At 44.9% G+C, this 26,648-nt stretch carries 31 protein-coding genes and 2 pseudogenes; 12 read left to right on the forward strand and 21 right to left on the reverse strand.

The window, feature by feature from the left end:
- Positions 1-14: 14 nt before the first annotated feature.
- The 6 genes and pseudogenes from EYS00_RS13275 to EYS00_RS13300 all read right to left on the reverse strand — a co-directional run bounded on the left by EYS00_RS13275 (position 15) and on the right by EYS00_RS13300 (position 3,408).
- Positions 15-272: a BolA family protein gene (locus tag EYS00_RS13275; protein ID WP_130637383.1), complete on the reverse strand. Its 258-nt coding sequence runs from the start codon at positions 270-272 to the stop codon at positions 15-17.
- A 30-nt stretch (positions 273-302) separates the two neighbouring features.
- Positions 303-611: a lipid asymmetry maintenance protein MlaB gene (locus EYS00_RS13280; RefSeq protein ID WP_130637385.1), complete on the reverse strand. Its 309-nt coding sequence runs from the start codon at positions 609-611 to the stop codon at positions 303-305.
- Between the two features lie 10 nt (positions 612-621).
- The gene (locus tag EYS00_RS13285; protein WP_130637387.1) at positions 622-1,272 is read right to left on the reverse strand and encodes a phospholipid-binding protein MlaC; all 651 of its coding nucleotides are present in this window, start codon (positions 1,270-1,272) and stop codon (positions 622-624) included.
- Between the two features lie 78 nt (positions 1,273-1,350).
- Entirely contained in the window at positions 1,351-1,824 is a 474-nt protein-coding gene (gene mlaD / locus EYS00_RS13290) for an outer membrane lipid asymmetry maintenance protein MlaD (protein WP_130637389.1), read from the reverse strand.
- Positions 1,825-1,833: 9 nt separating this feature from the next.
- A pseudogene (gene mlaE, locus EYS00_RS13295) lies at positions 1,834-2,611 on the reverse strand (lipid asymmetry maintenance ABC transporter permease subunit MlaE).
- The gene (locus EYS00_RS13300; protein ID WP_130637391.1) at positions 2,608-3,408 is read right to left on the reverse strand and encodes an ATP-binding cassette domain-containing protein; all 801 of its coding nucleotides are present in this window, start codon (positions 3,406-3,408) and stop codon (positions 2,608-2,610) included. The pseudogene mlaE and the gene EYS00_RS13300 overlap by 4 nt, the downstream one beginning before the upstream one ends.
- Positions 3,409-3,740: 332 nt before the next feature.
- Here EYS00_RS13300 and EYS00_RS13305 point away from each other — a divergent pair, with 332 nt between their 5' ends.
- From EYS00_RS13305 to mgtE, 12 genes and pseudogenes are all read left to right on the forward strand, one after another.
- Positions 3,741-4,697 carry a calcium/sodium antiporter gene (locus EYS00_RS13305; protein WP_130637393.1) on the forward strand — a complete coding sequence of 319 codons (957 nt, stop codon included), beginning with the start codon at positions 3,741-3,743 and terminating at the stop codon, positions 4,695-4,697.
- 6 nt (positions 4,698-4,703) lie between these two features.
- Positions 4,704-5,669 (forward strand): KpsF/GutQ family sugar-phosphate isomerase, encoded by a 966-nt coding sequence (locus EYS00_RS13310; RefSeq protein ID WP_130637395.1) that lies wholly within the window; start codon positions 4,704-4,706, stop codon positions 5,667-5,669.
- Between the two features lie 6 nt (positions 5,670-5,675).
- Positions 5,676-6,233 carry a 3-deoxy-manno-octulosonate-8-phosphatase KdsC gene (gene kdsC, locus EYS00_RS13315; RefSeq protein WP_130637397.1) on the forward strand — a complete coding sequence of 186 codons (558 nt, stop codon included), beginning with the start codon at positions 5,676-5,678 and terminating at the stop codon, positions 6,231-6,233.
- Positions 6,230-6,793: an LPS export ABC transporter periplasmic protein LptC gene (gene lptC, locus EYS00_RS13320; protein ID WP_130637399.1), complete on the forward strand. Its 564-nt coding sequence runs from the start codon at positions 6,230-6,232 to the stop codon at positions 6,791-6,793. The genes kdsC and lptC overlap by 4 nt, the downstream gene beginning before the upstream one ends.
- Positions 6,762-7,331, forward strand: a complete 570-nt coding sequence (gene lptA / locus EYS00_RS13325) for a lipopolysaccharide transport periplasmic protein LptA (protein WP_130637401.1) — start codon at positions 6,762-6,764, stop codon at positions 7,329-7,331. Before lptC ends, lptA begins: the two co-directional genes overlap by 32 nt.
- 2 nt (positions 7,332-7,333) lie before the next feature.
- The gene (lptB, locus tag EYS00_RS13330) at positions 7,334-8,059 is read left to right on the forward strand and encodes an LPS export ABC transporter ATP-binding protein (protein WP_130637403.1); all 726 of its coding nucleotides are present in this window, start codon (positions 7,334-7,336) and stop codon (positions 8,057-8,059) included.
- 75 nt (positions 8,060-8,134) lie between these two features.
- Positions 8,135-9,616, forward strand: coding sequence for an RNA polymerase factor sigma-54 (locus tag EYS00_RS13335; protein WP_130637405.1), 1,482 nt, complete (start codon positions 8,135-8,137; stop codon positions 9,614-9,616).
- Positions 9,617-9,645: 29 nt separating this feature from the next.
- Entirely contained in the window at positions 9,646-9,933 is a 288-nt protein-coding gene (gene hpf / locus EYS00_RS13340) for a ribosome hibernation promoting factor (RefSeq protein WP_130637407.1), read from the forward strand.
- A 7-nt stretch (positions 9,934-9,940) separates the two neighbouring features.
- Positions 9,941-10,387, forward strand: coding sequence for a PTS IIA-like nitrogen regulatory protein PtsN (ptsN, locus tag EYS00_RS13345; RefSeq protein ID WP_130637409.1), 447 nt, complete (start codon positions 9,941-9,943; stop codon positions 10,385-10,387).
- An 18-nt stretch (positions 10,388-10,405) separates the two neighbouring features.
- Positions 10,406-11,250, forward strand: a pseudogene (gene rapZ, locus EYS00_RS13350) (RNase adapter RapZ).
- Positions 11,247-11,519 carry an HPr family phosphocarrier protein gene (locus tag EYS00_RS13355; protein ID WP_130637411.1) on the forward strand — a complete coding sequence of 91 codons (273 nt, stop codon included), beginning with the start codon at positions 11,247-11,249 and terminating at the stop codon, positions 11,517-11,519. Before rapZ ends, EYS00_RS13355 begins: the two are co-directional and overlap by 4 nt.
- Before the next feature lie 112 nt (positions 11,520-11,631).
- Positions 11,632-12,990, forward strand: coding sequence for a magnesium transporter (gene mgtE / locus EYS00_RS13360; protein ID WP_130637413.1), 1,359 nt, complete (start codon positions 11,632-11,634; stop codon positions 12,988-12,990).
- A gap of 62 nt (positions 12,991-13,052) precedes the next feature.
- Here mgtE and EYS00_RS13365 read toward each other — a convergent pair whose 3' ends face one another.
- The 15 genes from EYS00_RS13365 to recJ all read right to left on the reverse strand — a co-directional run bounded on the left by EYS00_RS13365 (position 13,053) and on the right by recJ (position 26,568).
- Complete coding sequence (locus tag EYS00_RS13365) at positions 13,053-13,460, reverse strand: ClpXP protease specificity-enhancing factor (RefSeq protein ID WP_130637415.1); 408 nt, start codon at positions 13,458-13,460, stop codon at positions 13,053-13,055.
- Between the two features lie 5 nt (positions 13,461-13,465).
- On the reverse strand, positions 13,466-14,098 hold the full coding sequence (gene sspA, locus EYS00_RS13370; RefSeq protein ID WP_130637417.1) for a stringent starvation protein SspA: 633 nt from the start codon (positions 14,096-14,098) through the stop codon (positions 13,466-13,468).
- 112 nt (positions 14,099-14,210) lie between these two features.
- Positions 14,211-14,945 carry a cytochrome c1 gene (locus EYS00_RS13375; protein ID WP_130637419.1) on the reverse strand — a complete coding sequence of 245 codons (735 nt, stop codon included), beginning with the start codon at positions 14,943-14,945 and terminating at the stop codon, positions 14,211-14,213.
- A complete protein-coding gene (locus tag EYS00_RS13380) occupies positions 14,942-16,207 on the reverse strand; it encodes a cytochrome bc complex cytochrome b subunit (protein WP_130637421.1) in 1,266 nt (421 codons plus the stop codon). The genes EYS00_RS13375 and EYS00_RS13380 overlap by 4 nt, the downstream gene beginning before the upstream one ends.
- Position 16,208: 1 nt before the next feature.
- The gene (gene petA, locus EYS00_RS13385) at positions 16,209-16,841 is read right to left on the reverse strand and encodes a ubiquinol-cytochrome c reductase iron-sulfur subunit (RefSeq protein WP_130637423.1); all 633 of its coding nucleotides are present in this window, start codon (positions 16,839-16,841) and stop codon (positions 16,209-16,211) included.
- Positions 16,842-17,233: 392 nt separating this feature from the next.
- Entirely contained in the window at positions 17,234-17,626 is a 393-nt protein-coding gene (gene rpsI, locus EYS00_RS13390; RefSeq protein ID WP_044056073.1) for a 30S ribosomal protein S9, read from the reverse strand.
- Between the two features lie 12 nt (positions 17,627-17,638).
- Positions 17,639-18,067 carry a 50S ribosomal protein L13 gene (gene rplM / locus EYS00_RS13395; RefSeq protein ID WP_130637425.1) on the reverse strand — a complete coding sequence of 143 codons (429 nt, stop codon included), beginning with the start codon at positions 18,065-18,067 and terminating at the stop codon, positions 17,639-17,641.
- A 200-nt stretch (positions 18,068-18,267) separates the two neighbouring features.
- On the reverse strand, positions 18,268-19,089 hold the full coding sequence (gene mazG / locus EYS00_RS13400; RefSeq protein ID WP_130637428.1) for a nucleoside triphosphate pyrophosphohydrolase: 822 nt from the start codon (positions 19,087-19,089) through the stop codon (positions 18,268-18,270).
- Complete coding sequence (relA, locus tag EYS00_RS13405) at positions 19,067-21,247, reverse strand: GTP diphosphokinase (protein WP_130637430.1); 2,181 nt, start codon at positions 21,245-21,247, stop codon at positions 19,067-19,069. Before relA ends, mazG begins: the two co-directional genes overlap by 23 nt.
- 24 nt (positions 21,248-21,271) lie before the next feature.
- On the reverse strand, positions 21,272-22,618 hold the full coding sequence (gene rlmD, locus EYS00_RS13410) for a 23S rRNA (uracil(1939)-C(5))-methyltransferase RlmD (RefSeq protein WP_130637432.1): 1,347 nt from the start codon (positions 22,616-22,618) through the stop codon (positions 21,272-21,274).
- Positions 22,619-22,642: 24 nt separating this feature from the next.
- Positions 22,643-23,026, reverse strand: a complete 384-nt coding sequence (gene acpS / locus EYS00_RS13415; protein ID WP_130637434.1) for a holo-ACP synthase — start codon at positions 23,024-23,026, stop codon at positions 22,643-22,645.
- Between the two features lie 15 nt (positions 23,027-23,041).
- The gene (gene pdxJ, locus EYS00_RS13420) at positions 23,042-23,779 is read right to left on the reverse strand and encodes a pyridoxine 5'-phosphate synthase (RefSeq protein ID WP_130637436.1); all 738 of its coding nucleotides are present in this window, start codon (positions 23,777-23,779) and stop codon (positions 23,042-23,044) included.
- A gap of 88 nt (positions 23,780-23,867) precedes the next feature.
- Positions 23,868-24,563, reverse strand: coding sequence for a DNA repair protein RecO (gene recO / locus EYS00_RS13425; RefSeq protein WP_130637439.1), 696 nt, complete (start codon positions 24,561-24,563; stop codon positions 23,868-23,870).
- 9 nt (positions 24,564-24,572) lie between these two features.
- Positions 24,573-24,851, reverse strand: coding sequence for a hypothetical protein (locus EYS00_RS13430; RefSeq protein ID WP_130637442.1), 279 nt, complete (start codon positions 24,849-24,851; stop codon positions 24,573-24,575).
- Positions 24,844-26,568, reverse strand: coding sequence for a single-stranded-DNA-specific exonuclease RecJ (recJ, locus tag EYS00_RS13435; RefSeq protein WP_130637444.1), 1,725 nt, complete (start codon positions 26,566-26,568; stop codon positions 24,844-24,846). The genes EYS00_RS13430 and recJ overlap by 8 nt, the downstream gene beginning before the upstream one ends.
- Between the last annotated feature and the right edge of the window lie 80 nt (positions 26,569-26,648).

Consider the following 26,648-nt stretch of genomic DNA (forward strand, 5'->3'; position numbering starts at 1 on the left):
AATAACGGTCCGGATTACTGAGGAATATTAAATTGGCGCTCGCGAGCCCAATCAGCAACAGAGAAGGTTTTAATATTTACGGCGTGCATCGTACCGTCAGCAATTTTGTCTGCCAGTGGTGCATATACCGCCTGCTGACGCTTAACTCGACTCATCTCGTTGAATGCATCGCTAACAGCAATAATATTATAGTGTGAGCCTTCACCTCGAACGTAGACTTCGTCAAGGTTTAGCGCTTCTTTTAAGAGGGTTTCAATCTCTGACAATTCCATAACTTACTTCTTTCGCTTACTGTAATAGGCTTATTCTACCGATAAAAAACCGTCGACGTCGCTAATTTTCGCAAGTTGAAGGAGTTTTTCTGGTAGGTTGGCCAAAGTAACCGATATACCTTGGCGCTTTCCATCTCTTATCGCATTGATTAACCACGCTAAACCAGCGCTATCCACTCGTTGAGCATTGGCCAAATCAAAGCAACCGTTTTTTTGTTCTATCAACGTGCGTTGCTCGGTATTAGTTAAACACTCCCACCAATTTTTGGTTAGGTTGTCTCTATCTAAATGCCCAGTAATGACGATATCACCGTTATTTTCTATGGTAAAAGTTCGCACGTTATCTACCTTAAGAGCTCGTCTGTGATGAACGATTAAGTTCAACCGGCTGACCAATCTTTTCTCTCATCAGAGCAATAACAGCATCAATACCATCGGTTCGGAGAATAGACTCGAACTCACTGCGCTTGCTGTTAAGCATACTGATACCCTCAGCAACCATATCGTAAGCCTTCCACGCATTGGTGCGTGCATCTTTTCTCACCTTAAATGCTATCTTAATCTCTGGACGTACAGGATCTTGAATCACAGCGCGAACGGTCACAGATTTTTCACCCTCAAAGTCACGCTCCGGTTGAAAAACCACTGTCTGATTATCGTAGTAACCCATGGCTACTGCGTAGGTGGTAATCAAATACTGGCGAAATACACTCAAATACTCGCCTCTTTTTTCTTGAGGCACCGATTTGAAATGCTTGCCAAGTACCATATAAGCGGCAAATTTATAGTCGATGTGTGGCACCAATTCTTCTTCCATGATGAGGCGAAGCATTTCTGGGTCTTCATCTATAGCTGTTTGATTCGCCTTAATTCGGTCGAAGGTTTTCATTGCAACCCCCTGAACCAGTAGATAAGGATTTTGGTCATTAATCTCTTGCGCGTGAGCTACTCCTGACAACAAAGTAAACACAAGCCCAAATACCACCATCCAGTTTTTCAAAGTCTTTCTCCTAACAAATTACTTTCAATACAATAGACCGCAAGAATATGATAATCGTTGCAATCATTTAGCTATAACTTAGTCGTCTTCGCTACCGCGGTTAAACAAAAACTGTCCAATAAGGTCTTCCAATACCAGTGCTGATTTAGTGTCTTGTAAATAGTCACCGTCTTGAAGGTCTGCAACACCGTCAAAAGAGAAACCAGGTTGAAAACCTACATACTGCTCACCCAGCAAGCCAGAGGTTAAGATAGAAACGGAACTCGTTTCCGGGAAACCGCTGTACTCCTGCATGATGCTTAGCTGGACAATTGGGGTGAAATCACTTGAATCAAGTGTAATAGAGTCCACTCGACCAATCGTCACACCGCCGACTTTCACTGCCGAGCGGGGCTTCAGTCCACCGATGTTGTCGAATTTTGCGTAGAGCGTATACGTTGCACCGTTGCTGGCTACTGTTTGGTTGGCTACTTTTAAAGCAAGCAACAATAGTGCGCCTATGGTTAGTGCTACAAAAACACCCACTAACACTTCCGTTTTGTATTTGTTCATACTAATCCTCTACTCAATTCCAAACATCAGGGCGGTAAGCACAAAATCCAGCCCAAGTACTGCTAATGATGAAAATACCACTGTTTCTGTGGTTGCTTTGCTGATTCCCTCTGATGTAGGTATGGAATCGTAACCTTTAAATATGGCAATCCAAGTGACAACTAGGGCAAACACGAGGCTTTTAATGATCCCGTTCACCACATCTTGGTTCCACTCAACGGTAGACTGCATAATTGACCAATAACTACCTGCGTCGACACCAAGCCAGTCCACACCGACCAAGTGCCCACCTAAAATACCAATGGCGCTAAAAATCACCGCTAGCATAGGCATGGCTATAATTCCTGCCCAAAAACGCGGGGCAATAATTCTGCGCAGCGGATCAACAGCCATCATTTCTAAACTACTCAGTTGCTCAGTTGCTTTCATTAAGCCTATTTCGGCTGTCAGTGCTGAGCCTGCTCGTCCGGCGAAGAGCAATGCAGTAACCACCGGACCGAGTTCTCTGAGCAAAGACAAAGCAACCATTGGCCCCAAACTGCCTTCCGCACCATAATCCACCAGTATAGTGTAACCCTGCAATGCCATGACCATACCAATGAAGAGACCTGAAACCATGATAATCAGTAGTGATTGAACACCGACCACATGGATCTGTTTTATAATCAGTGGAATGGTTTTTTATGCGGGGAAGCGCTACGATTGCACCAACAAGCATTAATGTGGCTCGACCTACTGCAGACAATTTATCTAGGGTTCTAGCACCTATTGATTGGAAGAAATTCATTGGCTATCTCCAAACAATGATGACTCCAAACTTGTCGCCGGAAAGTGAAACGGTACCGGGCCGTCAGCGTTTCCTTGCAAAAATTGTTGAACAAGCGGCGAATCGCTGTGTTTTATTTGCTCGGCTGTACCTTCGCCAATGATGCGTTTATCAGCAAGGATATAGATGTAATCCGCAATGGTAAGTACCTCGGTAACATCGTGGGTAACTACTACACTCGTGAGTCCTAATGCGTCGTTCAAAGCGCGAATGAGCTTTACGAGTACACCCATAGATATGGGATCCTGTCCAGCAAATGGCTCATCGAACATAATAAGATCAGGGTCCAATGCAATGGCTCTAGCCAATGCGGCTCGCCTTGCCATACCGCCGGATAATTCGTTAGGCATCAATGATGCCGCGCCTCGCAAGCCAACAGCCTGCAATTTTAACGCTACAATAGTTGCGATAACGTCTTCAGATAAGCGAGTATGCTCGCGAAGTGGGAACGCCACATTGTCGAATACGCTCATTTCGGTAAAAAGTGCGCCACTTTGAAACAACATGCTCATTCTTCGACGAGTTTTGTATAGCTCGCTTCTTCCCATGCCAACAAGAGACGTTCCATCAAATTTCACGTCTCCGCTATCAGGTAATAACTGAGCGCCGATAAGTTTGAGTAACGTAGTTTTTCCGATACCACTCGGCCCCATGACAGCGGTAATTTTACCCTTTGGAATTTTCAATGAAATTCCGTCGTAGATTACTCGCTCCGCGCGACTGAAAGTTAAATTGTCGATTTCGACTAAATTGTCCATAGTTTAATAGGTCGACTCATGACTAAATTTAAAAACGATGATGAGCGTGCAAGCTTCATAATTATTGGCTTTTTACACTTCTTGAACGCCTTTTCTACGCTAAGTAAAGCAAAAGTGTACTGATCAGTGTAATTATGGGCATTGTACGCGTTTTTAAAGGCCCAGCCAAAAGCAAAACGTTACATCTTATGTTTGAGTAGTACGAATGGTAGAAAATAGTAGATGAATGGTGGATGAACAGATCACACTCAGAATAAATTTACGCGCACAAGCATAGGAATATTGCATGGATTTTGCGACAATCTAAAAAAAAGAAAGGTAGTTAGGTTGTCGTGTTTTCACAGATTGTCATTTTTCTCGTCGGCTTGGGTGTTCTGAGCTGGAGTGCAGATCGTTTTGTTTATGGTGCATCTGCACTTGCTAAAAACATAGGAATATCTCCTATGATGATTGGCCTCACCATTGTTGCAATGGGTTCTTCCGCACCTGAAATTGTTGTGTCAGCGATGGCGTCAGTGAATGGCAATATGAATACCGCTGTCGGTAATGCATTAGGCTCTAATATTACTAATATAGCCCTCGTGTTAGGTATTACAGCATTGCTGAAGCCTCTCACAGTGGCCTCCTCGACACTGCGCAGAGAACTCCCTGCACTTCTTGTTATCACACTTATAGCGGTGGCATTTTTGTTCGACGGAGAACTGGCAAGTTACGAAGGCCTAATTCTTATTGTTTTGTTCATTTTTGTTCTTGCCATGATGGGGTACCTGTCACTTCAAGCCGAAAAAAATGACCCACTATTGGCTGAAACTGAAGAAGAAATTCCTGCAGATGTCCCTAATCATATGGCGCTACTTTGGATTGGTGTTGGTCTTGTTCTACTCCCCCTTAGTGCACACTTTCTTGTTGATTCAGCGGTATTTATGGCTCGCTACTTCGGTGTATCAGACTTGATTATTGGCCTAACGATTATTGCTCTAGGTACAAGCTTACCAGAGCTTGCCGCATGTATTGCCGGCATTCGTAAGGGTGAAGACGACTTAGTTCTCGGCAACATTATAGGGTCAAATATTTTCAATCTTCTCGCAGTGCTAGGCATGCCAGGATTAATAGCTCCCGGATTACTTGATGCTGACGCTAGTGGACGGGATATCTGGGTAATGCTAGCGCTTACGGTTGCCCTGTTCTTTTTCAGTTTTACCATGAAAGGAAAACGACGAATTTCTCGTTTTGAAGGGGGCTTACTACTATTAAGCTTTATCGCCTACCAATTCTTGCTATTTGGATAAATAGGTATGAACGATTACATTCAGTCCGCCAAACGGGTCATCAACATTGAAGTTGGTGCTATTACTGCCCTACTTGAACGCCTAGACGATCGATTCACCAGCGCATGTGACCTACTCTTTCATTGTGAAGGCAAAGTCGTCGTCAGTGGTATGGGTAAATCGGGTCATATAGGCAATAAGATTGCGGCCACTCTTGCTAGTACTGGTACTCCGTCGTTCTTCATGCACCCCGGAGAGGCCAATCATGGCGATTTGGGCATGCTGAGTAAAGGCGATGTACTACTCGCCATTTCAAACTCTGGTGAGACCGGAGAGTTATTAAATTTATTGCCAGTTGTTAAGCGATTGAATGTACCAGTCATTGCAATGACAAATAGCAGCGCTAGTAGCCTGGGTCAGTATGCTGATATAGTTATAGACATTAGTGTAGCGGAGGAAGCGTGCTCGCTCGGCCTTGCGCCAACATCAAGCACTACTGCCACGTTAGTAATGGGCGACGCTTTAGCCATTGCCTTGCTCGACAAAAAAGGGTTCACTTCAAACGATTTCGCGCTGTCTCATCCTGGAGGTAGTCTTGGGAGAAAGCTCCTTTTGAGTGTCGAAGATATAATGTTAAGTGGAGATGCACTTCCCATTGTTAACTCAGACGCTACCATCGCCGATGCACTACTCGAGATATCGAAGAAAGGTCTTGGCATGACAGGAATCATCGATAAATCGGGTAAATTGATAGGTGTATTTACTGATGGTGATTTACGAAGGATTCTAGACGCGAGAGTTGACTTGCACAGTGCTAACGTGTCGTCAGTAATGACCAAAGGTGGCAAAACAACCACTAAGAAAGAACTTGCTGTCGAAGCGCTCAATATTATGGAAGCTAATAAAATAACAGCACTCATGGTGGTTAATGATCAAAGACACCCCATAGGCGCATTTAATATGCACATGTTGCTCAAAGCAGGAGTTTTATAAATCGCTATGACAGTGTTTGTATCTACCCTCTATACAGATTTTTCCGCTGAGTTTGTAGAAAAACTCAGACAAGTCAGGTTGTTAGTGTGTGATGTTGATGGTGTATTCTCAGACGGTCGCATCTATCTTGGCAATGATGGCGAAGAGTTAAAAGCCTTTCACACGCGAGACGGTTACGGTGTAAAAGCACTAGTCAATGCTGGAATCTCAGTGGCAGTGATCACTGGTAGACGGTCTAAAATTGTCGAAAACCGAATGAAAGCGTTGAACGTTGCCCACATTATCCAAGGAGAAGAGAACAAATCTGCTGCCTTGGAGACATTAATGAGTACACTCGGTCTTACTGCGTCACAAGTCGCTGCCGTAGGTGATGATATACCTGATACTGGTATGTTCCAGAAAGTAGCGATAAAGATTGCGGTCAAAGATGCTCACCCTCAAGTAACTCAACAAGCGAATTGGATCACCACAATTCCCGGAGGATTTGGTGCGGTCCGGGAAATTTCAGATACGTTTTTACAGGTACATGACAAACTCCACGGCATCCATGGAGCAAGTGTATGAACCGCTTGGGAGTCAGTATTTCTGCGCTTTTCAGTTTAGCGCTATTGATGTATCTCCCCACCTTGATGGAGGAAGAAAAAATTGTTGTTCCGCCTCAAGATCCAGACGCACTGAGTCCGAGTTATCGAGCAAAAAATATTACTACCACTCTTTTTGACCAAGATGGGCAGGTCAATCACGTCGTATTTGCCAAAGAAATGGAACGTTATGATCAACTGGGTTTTGTGTTGTTTCAGGAACCTAACTATACGCTGTACTCACAAGAGTCTCTAACACCATGGCACGTCTCTGCGTCAGAGGGTACTGTATACAATAATGAGCTGATTCAATTAGAAAATAATGTCATTATTGCGAACCAAACGAGCGACGACTTTGTCCAAACCATTACTACTGCGTTTTTAGAAATAAACTTAACCAGCAAAGAAATGACATCAGATCAGCCTGTGCAGATTTTAGGTGAACAGTTTGTCATTAACAGCAATGGATTTAACGCTAATTTACATACTCAAAAATATGAGTTACTTGACCATGTACAAACGATTTATTCCCCTAGCAACTAGTTTGCTTTTGGGGTTAACAAGCCTAACGGTGCAAGGCGCTGACGACGACTTTGCCCTTCCTATTAAAGTTGATGCAAAAACCCAATTTGTCGACGGTAAAAACAAAATTTCTTTATTTCGTGACGATGTACTGATCATACAGGGCTCTCTAAAAATCACAGCTGACGAAGTTGAAGTTATTGCTTCGGAAGGAGAAGGTAGAGAAATCTTTGTCGCTCGCGGTACTCCAGCAAGTTACTCACAAACACTCGAAGATGGGAATCCTGTTTTCGCTAGAGCAAATGAAATCCGTTACGAAGTATCAGCGCGCACTATATCCCTTTCAGGTAATGCAGAATTGCAGCAAGACACCAGCATGGTGAAAGGTGATGTAATCACCTACGATATGACAACAGAACAATTATTGGCCACCAGTAACGAGAATGGTGAAGAAAGCAGCGGTCGCGTTACTACAGTATTTACACCACAAGCGATTAGAGATATTACTCAAGACACCGAGCAAGATAAATCTGACAATGAGTCAGAGGACAATAACTAATCATGGCAACTCTTAGCGCGCAGCACTTAGCAAAGTCCTACAAATCTCGACAAGTGGTACTTGACGTAAGTCTTTCTGTTTCTACAGGTCAAATTGTGGGATTACTGGGTCCAAATGGTGCGGGTAAAACGACGACCTTTTACATGATTGTCGGGTTAGTTCCTTTAGACAAAGGAAAAATTCATATCGACGACCAAGAGCTCACTCATCAACCCATGCACGAAAGAGCTAGACGTGGCATTGGTTATCTGCCCCAAGAAGCGTCAATCTTCCGAAAGCTAACGGTGTACGACAATATCATGGCGATATTACAAACACGTAATGGTCTTACCAGCGAGGAAAGAGAGCAAGAAGCTGATGCGTTGCTTGATGAATTTAATATCAACCATATACGTAACAGTACTGGGATGAGCTTATCTGGTGGCGAACGTCGTCGAGTAGAGATTGCTAGGGCACTAGCCGCCGACCCGCAGTTTATTTTGCTTGATGAGCCCTTTGCTGGTGTTGACCCAATTTCGGTAAATGATATAAAGAAGATCATTCAACATCTTCGTGACAGAGGAATAGGAATCCTCATCACAGACCACAATGTCAGAGAAACCCTCGATGTATGTGAAAAAGCCTATATTGTGAGTCGCGGTGAACTTATTGCCCAAGGAACGGCTGAAGAAGTTTTAAGTAATCAAAAAGTCAGAGATGTATACCTAGGGGAGCAATTCAGGCTATAGTTAGTGTAACTGAATTGTCATTTAAGCATTATCGCGTTTGGCGTATTTACCACAGAACACAGTAATAAGACGTAGATGAAACCATCTTTACAACTAAAGTTCAGTCAGCAACTCACTATGACGCCGCAGCTGCAGCAAGCTATCAAGCTTCTCCAGTTGTCTACGCTCGATCTGCAACAAGAAATTCAAGAAGCCTTGGACTCCAACCCACTGTTGGAAGTAGAAGAAGGACTAGATATAGACGCGCCTGAGAAATCAAATCTGGAACGTCAAGAATCAGAAGAAACTCCGTCAGCTACTGCTAGCGATAGTATTGAAGCAGGTGATGCGCTCGAAAAGAACGATTTACCTGATGAACTACCCATCGATAGCACCTGGGACGAATATTACTCAGCATCTTCAGCACCTGCACCAGGCCCTTCAAACAGTGAAGACGATCAAGTGTTTCAAGGTGAAACTACCGATGATATTCAAGGCCACCTACTGTGGCAGATGCGCTTAACACCGTTTTCAGACACAGATAGAGCCATTGCCACCGCAATCATTGATTCAATAGATGAATCAGGTTACCTCACGGTACCACTCGACGATATCTTAGAGGCAGTTAATTCCGACGATATGGAAGAGCCCATAGAAATGGATGAAGTAGAGTGTGTACTAAAACGCATCCAACTATTTGACCCGATTGGGTCTGGCTCTCGCTCGCCTGAAGAGTGTCTCTTGGTTCAATTGCGTCAATTCTCAGATGACACGCCTTGGCTCGCTGAAGCGAAACAACTACTTGAAAATTATTCGGAACTTTTAAGTAGTAAAGATTATCGAACACTTATGAGAAAGAGCAGGTTAAAAGAGGACCAACTACGCGAAGCCATGCGTCTTCTTCAAACCCTCAACCCTCGCCCAGGCAGTTCATTGATCACCAAAGAACCCGAGTACGTCATACCTGATGTTTCGGTGACCAAAAAGAATGGACGCTGGGTAGTAGAATTGAACCCTGATAGCTTACCTAAGCTGTCAGTTAATCAGCAGTATGCAGCGATGAGCCGCGGAGCGCGCAACAGCAGTGACTCTCAGTTTATTCGTTCGCACATGCAAGAAGCAAAATGGTTTATTAAGAGCTTAGAGTCTCGCAACGACACCCTAATGAAGGTTGCAAATTGCATCGTTCAGCAGCAAATGGGCTTTTTCGAGCATGGGCCGGAAATGATGAAACCTATGGTACTTAATGATGTCGCCGAAATGGTTGACATGCATGAGTCCACTATTTCTCGTGTAACAACACAGAAATATATGCACACCCCTCGGGGAATTTTCGAGTTGAAGTACTTTTTCTCGAGTCACGTTGCCACTGAATCTGGTGGTGAGTGTTCTTCAACTGCGATACGTGCATTGATTAAAAAGCTTGTTGCGGCAGAAAAGCCGAGCAAGCCATTAAGTGATAGTAAGATTGCTCAGTTGTTGGCCGACCAAGGTATAAAGGTGGCTCGGCGAACAATAGCAAAGTACCGGGAATCTTTGTCGATTCCACCGTCGAACCAACGCAAGAGCCTTATCTAACGGGCTTGAATTTATAAGGAAGACGAAATATGCAAATAAACCTTACTGGTCATCATGTCGAAATCACCGACTCTTTGCGTAACTATGTCGATACAAAATTCAGCAAACTCGAACGTCACTTTGATCACATTTCTAATGTGCATGTCATCCTGAACGTAGAAAAGCTTAATCAAAAAGCAGAAGCTACCGTACACTTAAGTGGTGCGGAAGTGTTCGCGTCGTCTCAAGACGCTGATATGTATGCTGCGATAGACAGTATGGTCGACAAACTCGACCGGCAAGTCATCAAGCATAAGGAAAAACTCAAAAAGCATTAAGTCAACCATGGACATAAAAGCCATAGTAAGTTTGAACCGCACAGTTTGTGCGGTTCAATGCAATAGCAAAAAGAGAATTCTCGAAATCATTAGCGACATTGCAGCAAAGCACAGTGACGCTATTGAACAAAATGCAGTGTTGGAAAGTTTGGTCGCCAGAGAGCGCATGGGAAGTACGGGGATCGGTAACGGTATCGCACTCCCCCACGGTCGGCTACCAGGACTGGATCAGGTGATAGCTATTATTGTCACCACTAACCCTGCGATTAATTTTGATGCCATTGACGACCAGCCAGTCGATATATTTTTTGCCTTGCTCGTTCCTGAAGCGCAAACCGAAGGACACTTGCAAACCCTTGCTACAGTGGCAGGCAAGCTCAATGACAAAGATACGGTGAAAGCCATCAGAAAAGCAACCAGCGCTGACGACATCTTAGCTGCGCTATATCAATAAATACAAGGGAGAAGACGGGTGAAACTGATTATCATCAGTGGTCGGTCAGGTTCAGGAAAGTCAGTAGCACTACGAGCGCTAGAAGACTTAGGATATTATTGCGTAGACAACATTCCCGTCAATTTGCTACCAACGCTGACACACACCGTAGTCGACGAATACGATCAAGTCGCGGTGAGCATTGACGTACGGAACCTTCCCAAAGACCCAGCGGATCTTGTTGAGATACTCGACTATCTCCCATCTTCATGGTCTATGACCATCGTCTATATTGACGCCAGTGACGACGTATTGGTAAAACGCTTTAGCGAAACTCGTCGCTTACACCCTCTTGCCCGTGAGAACAAATCCTTATCGGAAGCGATTAAAGCGGAATCCGATTTACTCGCGCCCATCGTTGAGCGATGTGATTTATACCTCGACACAGACAAGCTAACTATACATCAACTCGCTGAGCTCATCCGTGAACGGATCTTGGGTAAGAAAAGCTCTCGCTTGGTTTTAGTGTTCGAATCATTTGGTTTTAAATACGGTATTCCTAAAGACGCCGATTATGTCTTTGATGCGCGTTTTCTACCCAACCCTCACTGGGAACCGGATTTACGCCACCTAACGGGCTTAGATACTCCTTGTGAAGTTTTTCTGGGTGGTCAGCCTGTGGTGACTAAATACATTTGGCAAATCAAAATCTTATCACTACTTGGCTTCCTCATTTAGAACGCAACAATAGGAGCTATGTAACTGTTGCTATAGGATGTACTGGCGGACAGCACCGTTCAGTGTTTATTGCTCAATCACTCGCAAAGACGTTTGGTGAACTACACCCAGATGTTCAAATTCGCCATCGCGAGTTAAACCAATGAAGATAAGAAGAACCCTGACTATCGTCAACAAATTGGGTCTGCATGCTCGCGCGGCAACGCAATTAGTACAATTGGCCAATAAATTTGATGCCAACATCATGTTGCTGAAGGGTGATAAGCAAGCTAACGCGAATAGCGTACTTGGCCTAATGATGTTAGAAAGCCATCAAGGCGAACAAGTTGACGTTGAAGTCGAAGGAGCCGACGCTGAGCAAGCCATTGATGCTATAGAAGCACTCATTGAAGGCAAATTCAACGAAGAAGAATAACCTCGTCACTTGCCAATTAGATGAGATTATTCATACTTTTAGCCATGACAGGCTCTAGGTAAATACGCTATCCTAATACCGCTCTCAACTTCCTTTTAGTAAGTAGGTTCTCGTGGCAGAAGCCCTCGCTTTCAAATACGCACAACGACAACTCAATACGTTGAACGACGCTCTCAACAATGGGCAATTTGTCTCTGCGCGAAAGCTACTACTAGAATTGCCTCCATCTGACGTAGCTCACATTCTAGAGTCGAGCCCTACCCGTACTCGTGATGATTTATGGGCACTTATCGATGCTGATTTTCACAGTGACATATTAGAAGAGCTATCTGACGACGTTCGTAACGGTATTATTGCCAAAATGCTTCCAGCCAAGGTGGTCGACGCCTTGGAAGAGATGGACACAGATGACCTCGCGGAAACTCTTAGCAGTCTGCCTGAGCCGGTGCTGCAAGATATTCTTGAGTCGATGGACGCACAAGACAGACACAGAGCTGAGCAAGCACTCTCCTATGGTGAAGACACTGCTGGCTTTATAATGAATACCGACACCATTACCTTGCGTCCCGACGTCAGTATTGATGTTGTTTTGCGGTATCTCAGACTCAAAGGCGAACTTCCGGAAAATACAGACACCTTTTATGTGGTAAATCGCACCGATAATTTGGTGGGTATCGTGCCTGTCTCTCGTCTCCTTACATCAGATCCTGAATCCTCAGTGTCGGATATCATGGATGAGGAATCTGAAGCTATTCCTGTAGTCATGAACAACACAGAGGTTGCTAGCCTATTTGAACGTTACAACTGGTTATCCGCCCCCGTAGTTGATGCGAATCATCGATTAGTCGGCCGGATTACCATTGATGATGTGGTTGACATCATTCGTGAAGACGCAGAGCACTCGATGATGAGTATGGCCGGTTTGGAAGATGACGAAGATACCTTTGCTCCCGTGTTGCAAAGTACTAAACGTCGTTCTGTATGGCTCGCAGTCAATCTGGTCACAGCGTTAATGGCAGCCATGGTCAGTGACCTCTTCGAAGCGACACTGAGCCAACTTGCGGTATTGGCCATCCTCAATACCATAGTCCCAAGTATGGGCGGCGTTGCTGGTAACCAAACTTTAACGTTAGTTATTCGTGGTATGGCACTAGGCCATGTTAACGCAAGCAACTCTCGGTGGTTGATCAGTAAAGAATTGGCTATCGGTTTCTTAAATGGCGCAATATGGGCTGTACTCATTGCTTCTGTTATCGGTGTCTGGAAACAGGATTATATGCTGGGCGTTATCATTGCTTTCGCAATGATGATTAACCTTATTGCAGCAGCGCTTGCTGGCGCCACGTTACCCATCATCATGAAACGCCTTAAAATCGACCCTGCGCTTGCAGGAAGCGTTATTCTTACCACCATTACAGATGTGGTGGGAATATTCGCTTTCTTAGGTACAGCGACACTATTCTTGGTATAAGACGAGCATTAAAAAAGCCGATGGGTTTCCCTATCGGCTTTTGAAAAACTTGATAATGGAGATTACTTAATTACCTTTAGTGAAGGTTTTCCACGTTTCGGTGGTACTGGAGCTTCTTCAACCGGCTCTTTTGTACCCTCAGGATTCGTTTTCTCAAACTCTTCTTCAGTAGCGAACACTGTTCCAGCACCATTTTCTCGCGCATAGATAGCCATTACAGCATCGCACGGCATGCTCAACCTTCTCGGTTGGCCACCAAAGCGCGCTTGAAAGGAGATCCCTTCAATATCCAGCATAAAGTTAACGCATGCACCAGGCGAGATGTTAAGTACAATTTGACCGTCCTTAACAAACTCTTGGGGTACATCTACGTTCGGATTAGTCGCATTCACAACAATGTAAGGCGTCAGATTGTTGTCTACTATCCATTCATAAAAAGCGCGCAGCAAATAGGGCTGGTTTGACGTCATACCCATTACAACGGATTGTGGATTTCGCGTTCTTGGTCTGTCAAAGACGCTTTGAATGAAGCGCGAGAGAAAATGCGGTTCATGTAAGCATTGATCTCTTTGCTTCCGGCACCATTCAATTCGATACCCAACGCAGGTAGACGCCACAACAGCGGAGCTAGGTAGCAATCAACTAGGCTGAACTCTTCGCTCATGAAATACGGCATCTCACCGAATACCGGAGCTAGCGCTAACAAAGCTTCACGTAGTTCATTACGCGCGGCTTCAACGTCACCTTCACCACGGAAAATACGCGCCGCAAGTGAATACCAATCTTGCTCTATACGGTGCATCATCAAGCGGCTTTGGCCACGAGATACAGGGTATACAGGCATAAGAGGAGGATGAGGAAAACGCTCATCAAGGTATTCCATGATTATGTGCGAGGTATAAAGCACCAATTCACGGTCGACCAGAGTAGGAACCGTACCGTAAGGGTTTAAATCAAGCAGATCTTCAGGCAAGTTGCTGGGATCTGTGTAGCTGATTTCAACACCTACACCTTTTTCTGCCAACACAATACGTACCTGATGGCTATAAATATCAATTGTGTCAGAGAACAACGCCATGATAGAACGTTTATTCGCGGCTACGGCCATTCAATTTCCTCCGTCGAGAAATAACAAAAAACCCATATCACATGGGCAACTTACAAATATCAAAAAAGGGGGCGAGACGCCCCCTTTGCTATTATACATAAAACTTGAAGTATTAGTGTACTTCTCGCCAGTATTCTTTCTTCAATAAGTAAACAAAGACGAACAATACTAGGATAAAGGCTAACACCCACTTACCAATCTTGTGAGACTCAAGTTTCGAAGGCTCGCCTGTGTACTCAAGGAAGTTCACAATGTCGGCAATAGCTTGATCGTATTCAGCTTCGCTCATTGAACCACTGCCGTCAGCTTTAAGGCCAATGCCTCGCTTAACCATCTCACCGTCGACCATCACCTCTTCATACGCTTCATGAGGAACACCTTGCAGTGATTGCAATACGTGAGGCATACCCACATCAGGGAATACTTTGTTGTTCACACCAAATGGACGGCTATCGTCAGCGTAGAAGGTACGAAGATACGTATAAATCCAATCCTCGCCACGTACACGAGCAACCAAGGTCAAATCTGGTGGAGCAGCACCAAACCAGGTCGCAGCCGATTCTTCAGGCATCGCACGAGTAATATAGTCAGACACTTTCTCGCCAGTGAACTGAAGATACTCTTGACCAATGTCGTCTGGAATACCCAAGTCTTGGAAAGAACGCTGGTAGCGCTGGTACTGCATTGAGTGGCAACCCAAGCAGTAGTTCATGAACAACTGCGCTCCGCGCTGAAGTGACGCTTTATCAGTCAAGTCAATAGGCGCTTTGTCTAAGGGGTAGCCGCTACCTGCAGCCATAGCTACGCCAGGCACGAAGAAGGCTAAGAAAAACATCAATTTTTTCATTTAGAGATCCTCGCTGGTACAGGCTTGGTATTTTCGTTTTTGCTGTAAATAAATAGCGCGATGAAGAAACCGAAGTACATCACAGTCGCAATTTGAGACGCAATGATTTTCCAGTTTTCTTGAGGTGTACCACCAAGGTATCCCAAGAATACAAACACGATAGCAAAAACAATCAAGTTTACTTTGTGTAAACCACAGCGATAACGCCATGACTTAACTTTACCTCGATCTAACCAAGGCAATGCGAACAAGGCTGCAATGGCACCGAACATAGCAAGAACACCGAACAACTTGTCAGGTACCGCTTTCAAAATGGCATAGAACGGCGTGAAGTACCAAACAGGGAAGATGTGCTCTGGCGTTTTCAGCGGGTTAGCAATCTCGAAGTTTGGATGTTCAAGGAACTTACCACCCATTTCAGGTGCAAAGAACAGCACGTAAGTAAACAAGCCAAGGAAGATACAGAAAGCTACCAAGTCTTTTAATACGATGTGCGGGAAGAAAGGTAATACATCATCCGCAATATCGTACTTACTTGTGTAGTACTCGTGAATCTCGTATTTAGTCTTTTCAGACTCAGGTAGTGAGCCTTTTTTGTGTTTGATGGCAATACCATCTGGGTTATTCGAACCAACTTCATGTAGCGCGATGATGTGCAGGAACACAAGAATAACGATTACCAATGGCAGTGCTATAACATGCAGTGCAAAGAAGCGGTTAAGCGTTGCTCCAGAGATTACGTAGTCACCTTGAATCCAAATAACAAGGTCTGGACCAATAACAGGAATTGCACCAAACAGAGATACGATAACCTGTGCACCCCAGTAAGACATTTGTCCCCAAGGAAGCACGTATCCCATGAAGGCTTCAGCCATTAGTGCAAGGTAAATAAGCATACCAAACACCCACAGAAGCTCACGAGGTTTTTGGTAAGAGCCGTATATCATGCCGCGGAACATATGCATGTAAACCACAATAAAGAACGCCGATGCGCCCGTACTGTGCATGTAGCGAATAATCCAACCGTAGTCGATTTCACGCATGATGTATTCAACAGACGCAAACGCACCTTCTGCTGACGGCACGAAATTCATGGTTAGCCAGATACCAGTAACAATCTGGTTAACTAATACGATAGTGGCCAAGAAACCAAAGACATACCAGAAGTTCATGTTCTTTGGTGCTGGATATTGAATGGCGTGCATATTAGCAACGCGCATCAATGGAATACGTTCTTCAATCCAAGCTAGGAAACCATTCATATTACACAGCCTCCGCTTCAGAACCGATGATAACGGTAGCGTCATCAACGAATTGGTAAGGTGGAACAACTAGGTTCAATGGCGCGGGAACATTTTGGAATACGCGACCTGCCATATCGAACTTAGAACCGTGACACGGACAGAAGAAACCATCTGGTACACCTTCAACGATTTCTTCGAAAGCACCGCCTTTTAGGTGCTGTGGAGAGCATCCCAGGTGAGTACAAATACCTACAAGAATGAGGTATTCCTCTTTTAATGAGCGGAAACGATTTTGAGCAAACACAGGCTGCTGTTCTGCTTCTGAGTTCGGATCTTTCAATTCGCCTTCGTGGTTGCCCAATTGCTCCAATATTTCAGGAGTACGACGCACAATCCATACAGGTTTGCTTCGCCACATTACACGAATTAATTGTCCGGGCTCAATCCCACTGATGTCAACTTCAACATCTGCACCGGCAGCTTTCGCTTTGGCACTTGGGTTCCAGGACGCAATAAAAGGCACTGCCGCACCAACCGCACCTACACCACCAACAACCGACGTGGCAACGGTCAAGAACCGACGACGAGTGTTGTTTTCAGGCTGGTTTTCGTTGTGTGCAGATTCTGTTGCATCTACAGATACATTGCTCATCCACATTTCTCCAGGTTCGGATATTTATGATGCGTAAATCAGACTTATACTGGTTTTATCGCGACTGTTTCATCGCATCATATTGGCTTGTCGTAATGCACGCTTTTTGAGCTAAAAAATCTCTCAAACGCCGCTACGAAAGTTTTCTAAATTTTCGACCGCAAATGATAAAAGAAAAGCCCTTATAAACACAAGGTTTTACTGGTATTTAAGCGATAAATTAATCTTTGAATAGCATAATCAATTAGCGCTAGATTAGACATAAATCAACAATTTGACGATTAGACCTTCGTCAACTTACGGAAGATTAAACATATCTCATCTACATCTAAAAAGTTTCACGCATAAAAAAACCCGGTAGAAACCGGGTTTTTGAATTGAAAACGTAAAAATTAACGCTTTGAGAATTGTGGACGCTTACGCGCTTTGTGTAGACCCACTTTCTTACGTTCAACGCGACGTGCATCACGAGTAACGAAGCCAGCCTTACGTAGTGCGGGGCGAAGCGCTTCGTCGTACTCCATAAGAGCACGAGTAATACCGTGACGGATTGCACCAGCTTGACCGTTAGAACCACCACCTTTAACTGTGATGTATAGGTCAAACTTTTCAGTCATTTCAACAAGTTCAAGTGGCTGACGAACAACCATGCACTCTGTTTCACGACCAAAGTACTCATCAAGAGCGCGTTGGTTTACTTTAATGCTACCTGTGCCTGGACGTAGGAACACACGAGCAGTAGAACTTTTGCGGCGGCCTGTGCCGTAGTATTGAGTATCTGCCATGTTAGTAGCTCCTTAGATGTCCAAAACTTGTGGTTGCTGTGCAGTGTGCTTGTGTTCAGCACCTGCGTAAACTTTCATTTTACGGAACATTGCACGGCCTAGAGGACCTTTTGGCAACATACCTTTAACCGCTTTCTCAAGAACCATTTCTGGCTTGTGAGCAAGTAGCTTTTCAAAGTTTGTCTCTTTTAGACCACCTGGGTAACCAGAGTGCGCATAGTACATTTTGTTCTGTGCTTTACGACCAGTTACTGTAATCTTTTCTGCATTGATAACTACAATGTAGTCACCAGTATCTACGTGAGGCGTGTACTCAGCTTTATGCTTACCACGAAGACGTAGTGCGATTTCAGTAGCCAAACGGCCTAGAGTTTTGTCTGTGGCGTCAACCACATACCAGTCACGTTGTACCGTTTCTGGCTTAGCAACAAAAGTTTTCATTTAAATTTACCCGAAAATATATCGTCGTTACTGATTTCTGAACACCAGAAATCACCTTAAAATCAACACTATGACCCCTTCGAGCCGGATGATTCTTCCACCTTCCCAAAGGTGGGCGTAACTGGGCAGGCCGCGAATTATACAGGAATTGCCTCAAATGCGAACCCCTAATTGCGAAAAAGTGACGAGTTTTCCATCATTTATTTATCGAGCGATTTGACTTGTTGCCACAGAGCTTCCATTTCGTCCAATGTCATTGTATCTAAGGTTCGGTCTTGATGGGCGGCAAGTTGTTCAACCTTGTTAAAACGAAGCGCAAATTTGTGACTCGCTTTTCTCAATGCCGAATCAGCATCCACCTTTGCATGGCGAGCTAAATTGACCATAGCAAACAGCGCATCTCCGATTTCTTCCTCTATCGCACTTTGATCAATATCCTCTTGTACAAGCTCCTGTTGAATCTCATCGAGCTCTTCTTTCACTTTATCTAATACGGGCGCGATTTCAGGCCAGTCAAATCCTACTTTCGCGCATGCTTTTTGGAGTTTCTGTGCATACATCAGGGCAGGTAACCCAGATGGCACGCTGTCGAGCAAATAAGATTGGTTTGCGCTTTTTTTCTTTGCCGCTTTTTCTTGTGCTTTGATTGCGTCCCATTGAGCAGACAGCTGAACTTGGTCCATACCCGACCGAGGCGCGGAAAATACGTGGGGATGACGTCTTACGAGCTTATCACTGATAGCTTTTGCCACATCATTAAAATCAAAGTGACCAGTTTCCTCAGCAATTCTGGCATAAAAAACCACTTGAAAGAGTAAGTCGCCCAACTCGTCTCTTATCTCATCCATATCGTTGGACGCGATAGCATCTGCAACTTCGTAGGTCTCTTCAATCGTATACCGAACGAGAGAATCCATGGTTTGCTCAACATCCCAAGGACATCCCTCAGTGGGATGTCTTAGTTTTGTCATAATATCGAGAAGTCGGGCGATTTGATCGTCAGAACTGTTTGCGTTTGGCATCAGTGACTCCCTTCAATTGACGCAAACGGGAAATGACCTTAGAAACCGATTCTAAATCTTGTACTTCAATTGAAATCGTTATCAGTGCAGTTTGTCGTTGAGTGTCACTTAAGCTGTTCACACTCAGTAATGGCACACCCTCGTTAGCCAGTACGGTGGTAATATCTCTAAGCAATCCTGTTCTGTCGTTACAGAAAATATCGATAGAGGTTTCAAAGCCGACTTTTAATGATGACGACCAATTCACTTCGATTTGGCGTTCTGGATGCTGAACAAGGAGATGTTGCAATTGATCACAGCTTTCCTTGTGTACACTCACTCCACGCCCTTGGGTGATATACCCCATGATGTTGTCACCAGGCACAGGTTTACAGCAATTCGCCAATTGACTCATTAAATGACCAACGCCCTGCACTACAACAGCGTCTTTTTTGCCTTTTCCTGCTGCTTCTTTTCGCGTCCTGACACGTGGGCTAATCTCAGGCTCTTCTTTTGGCGTGATTAAATGGTGCAGGAAATTCACCACTTGCATGACTCTTACATCACCCGCACCTAGCGCTGTATAAAGATCGTCTTGAGATTGAACATTAAAACGCTCCCACACCTCCTTCGGTACTTTGGTAGATAAACTCGCTCGCTGAAGTTCCCTCTCTAAAAGCTCTTTACCCGCAACCAAGTTCTTGTCCCGGTCTTGCTTCTTAAAGAAGGAGTGAATGGTGGCTCTAGCTCGGTTCGAATGCACATATCCTAGACCTGGGTGCATCCAATCTCGGCTTGGGTTAAGCGCCTTTCCTGTGAGAATTTCTACTTGGTCACCGCTTTGGAGTTGATAGGTAAAAGGTACAATGCGCCCATTGACCTTTGCGCCGATACAGCGGTGCCCCACATTGCTATGAATGTAATAAGCAAAGTCGAGTGGAGTAGCGCCTTGAGGCAAATCGATAACATCGCCATTGGGTGTAAATACATAAACTCTGTCATCGAAGACTTGGCTGCGCAGTTCCTCAACTAAGTCACCAGACTCTGCAACTTCCTCTTGCCACTGCAAAATACGGCGAAGCCAATTGATACGTTCATCATACCCCGACTGTTTACCTGTTGAGCCCTCTTTGTATTTCCAATGTGCGGCAACGCCTAACTCTGCATCTTGGTGCATCTGCTGAGTACGTATTTGTATTTCTACCGGCTTGCCTTCTGGGCCGACAATTATGGTATGAATTGACTGATAACCATTAGCTTTGGGCGTTGCGACGTAGTCGTCAAACTCACTCGGCAAATGACGAAAATGCGCGTGTACCGTACCTAGCGCTGCATAGCAGTCTTGCAACCGTTCAGCAATGATTCTTACGGCGCGAATGTCAAAGAGCTGATCAAAAGTAAGATGCTTTTTCTGCATCTTTTTCCAAATGCTAAAAATATGTTTTGGACGGCCGTACACTTCTGCTTTAATTCGCTCATCGTTCAACAACGACTGCAAGTCACCCACAATAGCGTCGATGTACTCAGCGCGCGCCTTGCGCTTACCGTCGAGCTGTTTAGCGATTTGTTTGTACGTATCAGGGTGTAAGTATCGAAATGCGAGATCTTCCAGTTCCCATTTTAGCTGACCTATCCCTAAGCGATTAGCCAACGGCGCGTATATGGTGGCGCACTCTCTTGCGACCATAACTCGCGTTTCTTCATCGGCTTTTTTGACTTGTTGCAAGGCACAAATACGCTCTGCCATTTTAATGACAACGGCACGAACGTCTTCCACCATTGCCAGCAACATTCTTCGAATACTGTCTATGTGTTGCTCGTCTGATTTTTCACCAAACGTACTATCGGAAATTTTACGAGAATGTAGTGTTTTAATGGCATCCATACGCCTTACACCAACGACAATATCTTTAACCTCAGTACCAAACTCTTTTTCGATATCATCATCAGATAAGGTGTGCTGTTCACAATAAGGGAAAATAAGCGCGGATTGGAGTGTCACGTCATCCATATTGAGCTGGCACAAAATCTCGACCATTTCTTGCCCAATGAGTAACCTCTCTGGGATTTCTGAAACACTGCGCAACTTGTCTTTTGTTTCTTCGGACAGTTCAAGACTATCTAACCACTTCTCAAAAGAAGGGCGATCTGACTCGTGAACTTTTCTTGTCGATACCATGTTATTACAACTCGTGTTGTTTTCTTAACGTGTAAACAGCGCCATCATTTCCATATGATGGGTGAATGGAAACATTTCAACAGCCTTGATAGATTTTACCCGGTAGCCACCGTCTATCAACACTTTTGCGTCTCGCGTAAAAGTACTCGGGTTGCAAGAAATATACACGACTAATGGCGTTTTCGCTTCACACAGAACGTGGCATACGGTCAAAGCGCCTTCGCGAGAGGGATCCAACAGTACTTTGTCAAAGCTTTGATGCAACATTTGTGTAACGCTATCCGTATCAGCAAGGTCAGTATGATGCCATTCAATATTCTTGATGCCCTGTTCCAGTGCGTTTTTCTCACCAAGGACGACCATATCAGCAACGCCCTCCACGGCTTGAACTCTAGCCCCTGTCGAGGCGATAGGCAGAGTAAAGTTCCCCAGACCGCAAAACCAATCGGCAATGTAGTCATCGACAGATGGAGCGAGCCAATCCAGTGCTTGCTCTACCATTTTCCGATTAACCTCAGGATTTACCTGTACAAAACTATTTGGCTGCGGTTTTAAGATTAAGTCATTTGCGATGGATACGGTAAGCTGACCGTGAGTATATAAGTCATCGAGCGTACCATCGCTGTGTTCAATAACCATGTTAATCGCATTAGCTTCTGCGAAAGCTTTAAACAAGCTAAATAGTTGGTTTGACGGTGTTTTTGTTAGCTTAACGGATACCTGAACTAGCTCTTCACCTGCCAGTAGACCTATATGACCGATAAACTTAGCCAGTTTGTTTTTATTAATGAGTGTTTTCAGCGGTGTAATTAGTACGGACAACTCAGGTAACAATACCGGGCAATGATTTATATCTACCACAGCGCTGTGCTGTTGTTGCCTGAATCCTATTTTGATCTTATCTGCATTTCTGGCATCTACGGCAAGGCGTGCCTTTCTTCTATAGTGAGGGCGACTTCCTGACAACGGAGGCTCCCAGCACTCCTCATCAATGTTGAGTGTCCGGCTCAGCATAGTTTTTAAAGCTTGCTCTCGCATTGCTAATGCAGCATCAGCACCAATATGCTGAAGATGGCACCCACCACACACATTGGCGTATTCACAGAAAGGCGTTACACGATACTCAGAGCGTTGAGTTATATTTTTTGCTCGTCCTATAAAGGTATGCTTTTTTTTGCTATCAATGGCCACATGACAAGCCTCACCGGGCAGTGCACCATCTACAAAATACATTGCCTTACCTTTGACAACGCCTTTGCCTTGCCAATCTAAATCATCAATAACGACTGATTGACCACTGAGTCCCTTGCCACTCTTAGAAGATTTACCCGCAGATACCTTACCTTTTGCAGGCTTATAAAAACTTACCATTTACACACACCTTGGTATGACAGGTTAATTGGATGCCTCAAGCACAACGGTAGCTACTGCGTAATGGCACTCGTCAGACAAACTAATAAAACTGGAGGTGATGCCTCGCTGAACAAACAAAGTTTCTGCAAAACCGCTCACTTGCAAATGTGGTGCACCATTTTCATCGTTAACAACTTCAAAATGCTGCCAGCTCACCCCATTACCAATGCCTGTTCCCAACGCTTTTACAGCAGCTTCTTTGGCAGCAAAGCGTTTGGCCAAGAATTGCAGAGGATTATTGTGTGCTTGATAACGCACAAACTCAGTGTCTGTTAGTACACGGCGAGCGAGCTTGTCTTGAATGCCCGGCTTGGTGTTCAAGCGGGCAATCTCGACAATATCTGTCCCTAAACCTACTATCGCCACGTATCACTCCTTTGACTATATGCCCTGACGTGCTTCAAGCATTAGCCGACGCATGTCAGCTACCGCTGTGTGCAATCCATCGAAAGCTGCACGAGCAATAATCGCGTGGCCAATATTAAGCTCAATGATTTGCTCAATAGCCGCTATCGGCTTCACATTATGATAGTGTAAACCATGCCCTGCATTCACTTTCAAACCTAAGCTGTGGGCGTACTCGATACCTGCTTTTAAGCGCTCAAGCTCTTCTAGCGCCTGATGCTCGCTTGTAGCTTCGGCGTATTGACCAGTGTGAATTTCAATGTAAGGCGCTTTACATGCCACAGCCGCATCGATTTGCGCCTTGTCCGCATCGATAAACAATGACACTTGAATATCACTCTTGGCTAAACGTTCACAGGCGCGCTTCATTTGCGCCAAGTTACCCGCGACATCAAGCCCGCCTTCAGTGGTCAATTCTTCACGTTTTTCAGGCACCAGACAGCAAAATGTTGGTTTGATTTTTTCGGCAATGGCAAGCATTTCATCGGTCACCGCCATTTCTAAATTCAGACGCGTATTGATAGTCTGTGCCAGCAACTCAACATCGCGATCTTTAATGTGTCTGCGATCTTCGCGTAAATGGACGGTAATGCCGTCAGCACCTGCGCGCTCGGCGATATCAGCAGCATGCACAGGGTCGGGGTAGTGAGTTCCCCTTGCATTGCGCAATGTCGCTATATGGTCGATATTCACGCCAAGTAATACTGCACTCATAAATAAAACATCCTACAAAATAGATTTAGATAGTGTATCAAAAAATAATATTCGATGGGCGATAAGGTCGAATTCTATCGACTCACGGCTAGGAGAAAAGCTCCCGACTTTTGAGCGGTTTGTTACCAATTAATGGCGCAAGTAATAGCCTAACTAATACCTTTGCTACTTTTTTGGTCTGCACGTCAGTTTCACCGTTCGCCAACGCCATTAGCATACGTCCAGGAAAGGGTTGCAGTTTACTCATTCCAGAATGATATTCGGTAAACCCTAATTCAGGAATCAACACATAATTGCACTGTTCGTTGATAGGCAAACCGCTTTGTGCGTCGGTAGAAAAATCTGGCAATACACCCAGCTCGTCGAACAAACAAAATTCAAATTGTCGAAGTACCCACTCTATATCGTCACCAGTGAGCAGTGATTGCAGTGCACTCTGGTACGCATGAAAAACACTGTCTGATGCCATACCAGTGGGCAGTAATCGCGTAACAAGTTCATTTAAATACATGGCGCAAAACATGGGTTTACCCACCAGCATCAAAGTGGGGCCAGCGCTTTCAACTTTTCTCAAACTTTGCAGTTCACCCTTGCCAGCAAAGCTGGCGGTTAAGGGTTGAAAGGGTTGGAGTAAACTCTTTTTATCTGACTTGCTATTTTTTACCCCTCGCGCCACCGCGCGAATACAGCCTAACTCTAGGGTAAAAAAGTCGACCAAATAACTGGTCTCGCGATAGGGTCGTCTGTGAAGCACGTAGCCGAGGTAGCTATTGTCAGACTTCATAGCACTCTCTTAGGCTCGCTTGATTCGAACCACTTTCATGGTCTCAAACTCTATGCCCGCCACGTCTTCCACGTGACGATAATAGGTAAGATTAACACGGGCGCCCTGCAGACTTTGATATCTTTGTTTTCGTTTGTAAACAAAGGGCACGTTTATATCTTCCAGCATCAAGGTATGGCGAACCCAGTCTCCCTCGTCCCGTTGAACGTGAGATACTACTTTTACATTATCCGATTGATTCAACTGTTGATGCTTATTGAGTAAAACACTGCGTTCGTCTTTAGGCATTGGGGGTAATTTGCTCCACAATAAATTGCACTGATTCTTGCCCACGAAAAACATTAATATCTAAACGATAAGCCAGTGTAACTTGGTTTGCATGATTGTTTGGCCACACATCCAGGTCTACATTGAATGCAATGGCATCAACTTCCTTGCCACTATCATCCCTCAGTACCATTTTGAGATGCTTTTCACCCACAATGCGTTGCTGCACTATTGAAAACACACCATCAAACAGAGGGGCGTCGAATCCTTGCCCAAAAGGGCCCGATTGACGGAGTATTCGCGCGAAGGGCAAACCAATATCTTCATGGGACAGGGGGCCATCAGACAATATAACCTGTTGCCCATCAAGCTTAGCAAGGTGCTGCTCGGCCACTTTAGTAAAGGCTTGAGAGAAGGCGTCTAGTTTAGACACAGGTATACTCAGCCCCGCCGCCATGGCATGACCACCAAACTTATCAATGATCTCTGGATATTTAGTGTTCACCTCGTCCAACACATCGCGAATATGAACTCCAGGAATAGAGCGTGCAGATCCCTTAATCACCTCATCATCTTGATGGGCAAAGGCAATGACAGGACGCAAATACTTCTCTTTTAAACGGCCTGCAACAATGCCAATAACACCTTGATGAAAATCTTCTTGATACACGACTAGCGCACTAGGAATATCGCCCTCATTCAGCTCTATGGCTTTAAGCGTCTGCTCAGCCTGTGCCTTCATTCCGGCTTCAATGTCTCGTCGTTCACGATTGAGAGAATCCAATTCTGAAGCCATCATACGAGCTTGAAGTACATTGTTTTCCATTAAACAGGCGATGCCCAATGCCATGTCATCCAAGCGTCCAGCAGCATTTAATCTTGGCCCAACAACAAACCCCAAATCTGTGGAGGTTAAATGTGCGCCATCTCGACCAGCCACATCAACAATAGCCTGAATACCTGGCCGACAGCGGCCCGAACGAATCCTCTGTAACCCTTGGTGAACTAATATTCGATTGTTTTTATCGAGGGTCACCACGTCAGCTACAGTGCCCACCGCCACGATATCGAGTAGATCAGCGAGGTTTGGTGGTGCGATTTGCTGGTTGGTAAACCAACCACGAGACGACAGCTCTGCCTTAATTGCTAACATGAGATAGAAAGCTACCCCAACACCCGCAATATTTTTTGACGTAAACGAGCAGCCTGGTTGATTGGGGTTAACAATAGCATCTGCGTTAGGAAGTGTTTCACCGGGTAAATGATGGTCAGTCACTACCACTTGAATACCAAGAGACTTTGCGTGCTCCACGCCATCAATACAAGCAATACCGTTGTCTACGGTAATAATGACTTGGGAGCCTTGTTGATGGGCGATATCTACAATGGGAACACTCAATCCGTAACCGAAATCAAATCGATTGGGTACCAGAAAATTTACCGACGATGCGCCCATTTGTTGCAACGCCAACATACAAACGGCAGTGCTAGTCGCACCATCAGCGTCAAAGTCGCCCACGATAGTGACTGATTTGTCTTGCTCGATTGCATCGGCAACTATGTTCGCTGCCTCTTGAATACCTTTTAAGCCATTGTAATGGGCCAAGCCCTTGAGGCCGGTGTCGAGTTCATCAAGTAGTTGAATATTTCGGCCGCGGTAAATACGGTCGATAACGGGGTGTAAACCAGCGCCCAGCGACCCCTCGCCAATATCTCGGCGAACAATAGGCAATATCATCTGCAATCACTCTTGTGGTAAGTGACACTATGATACGGCGATGAGAAGAAGAGGTAAACGGTAGTGATGGGATATCACTA

It is taken from the genome of Alteromonas sp. KUL49, from assembly GCF_006538345.1.
Lineage (GTDB): Bacteria > Pseudomonadota > Gammaproteobacteria > Enterobacterales > Alteromonadaceae > Alteromonas.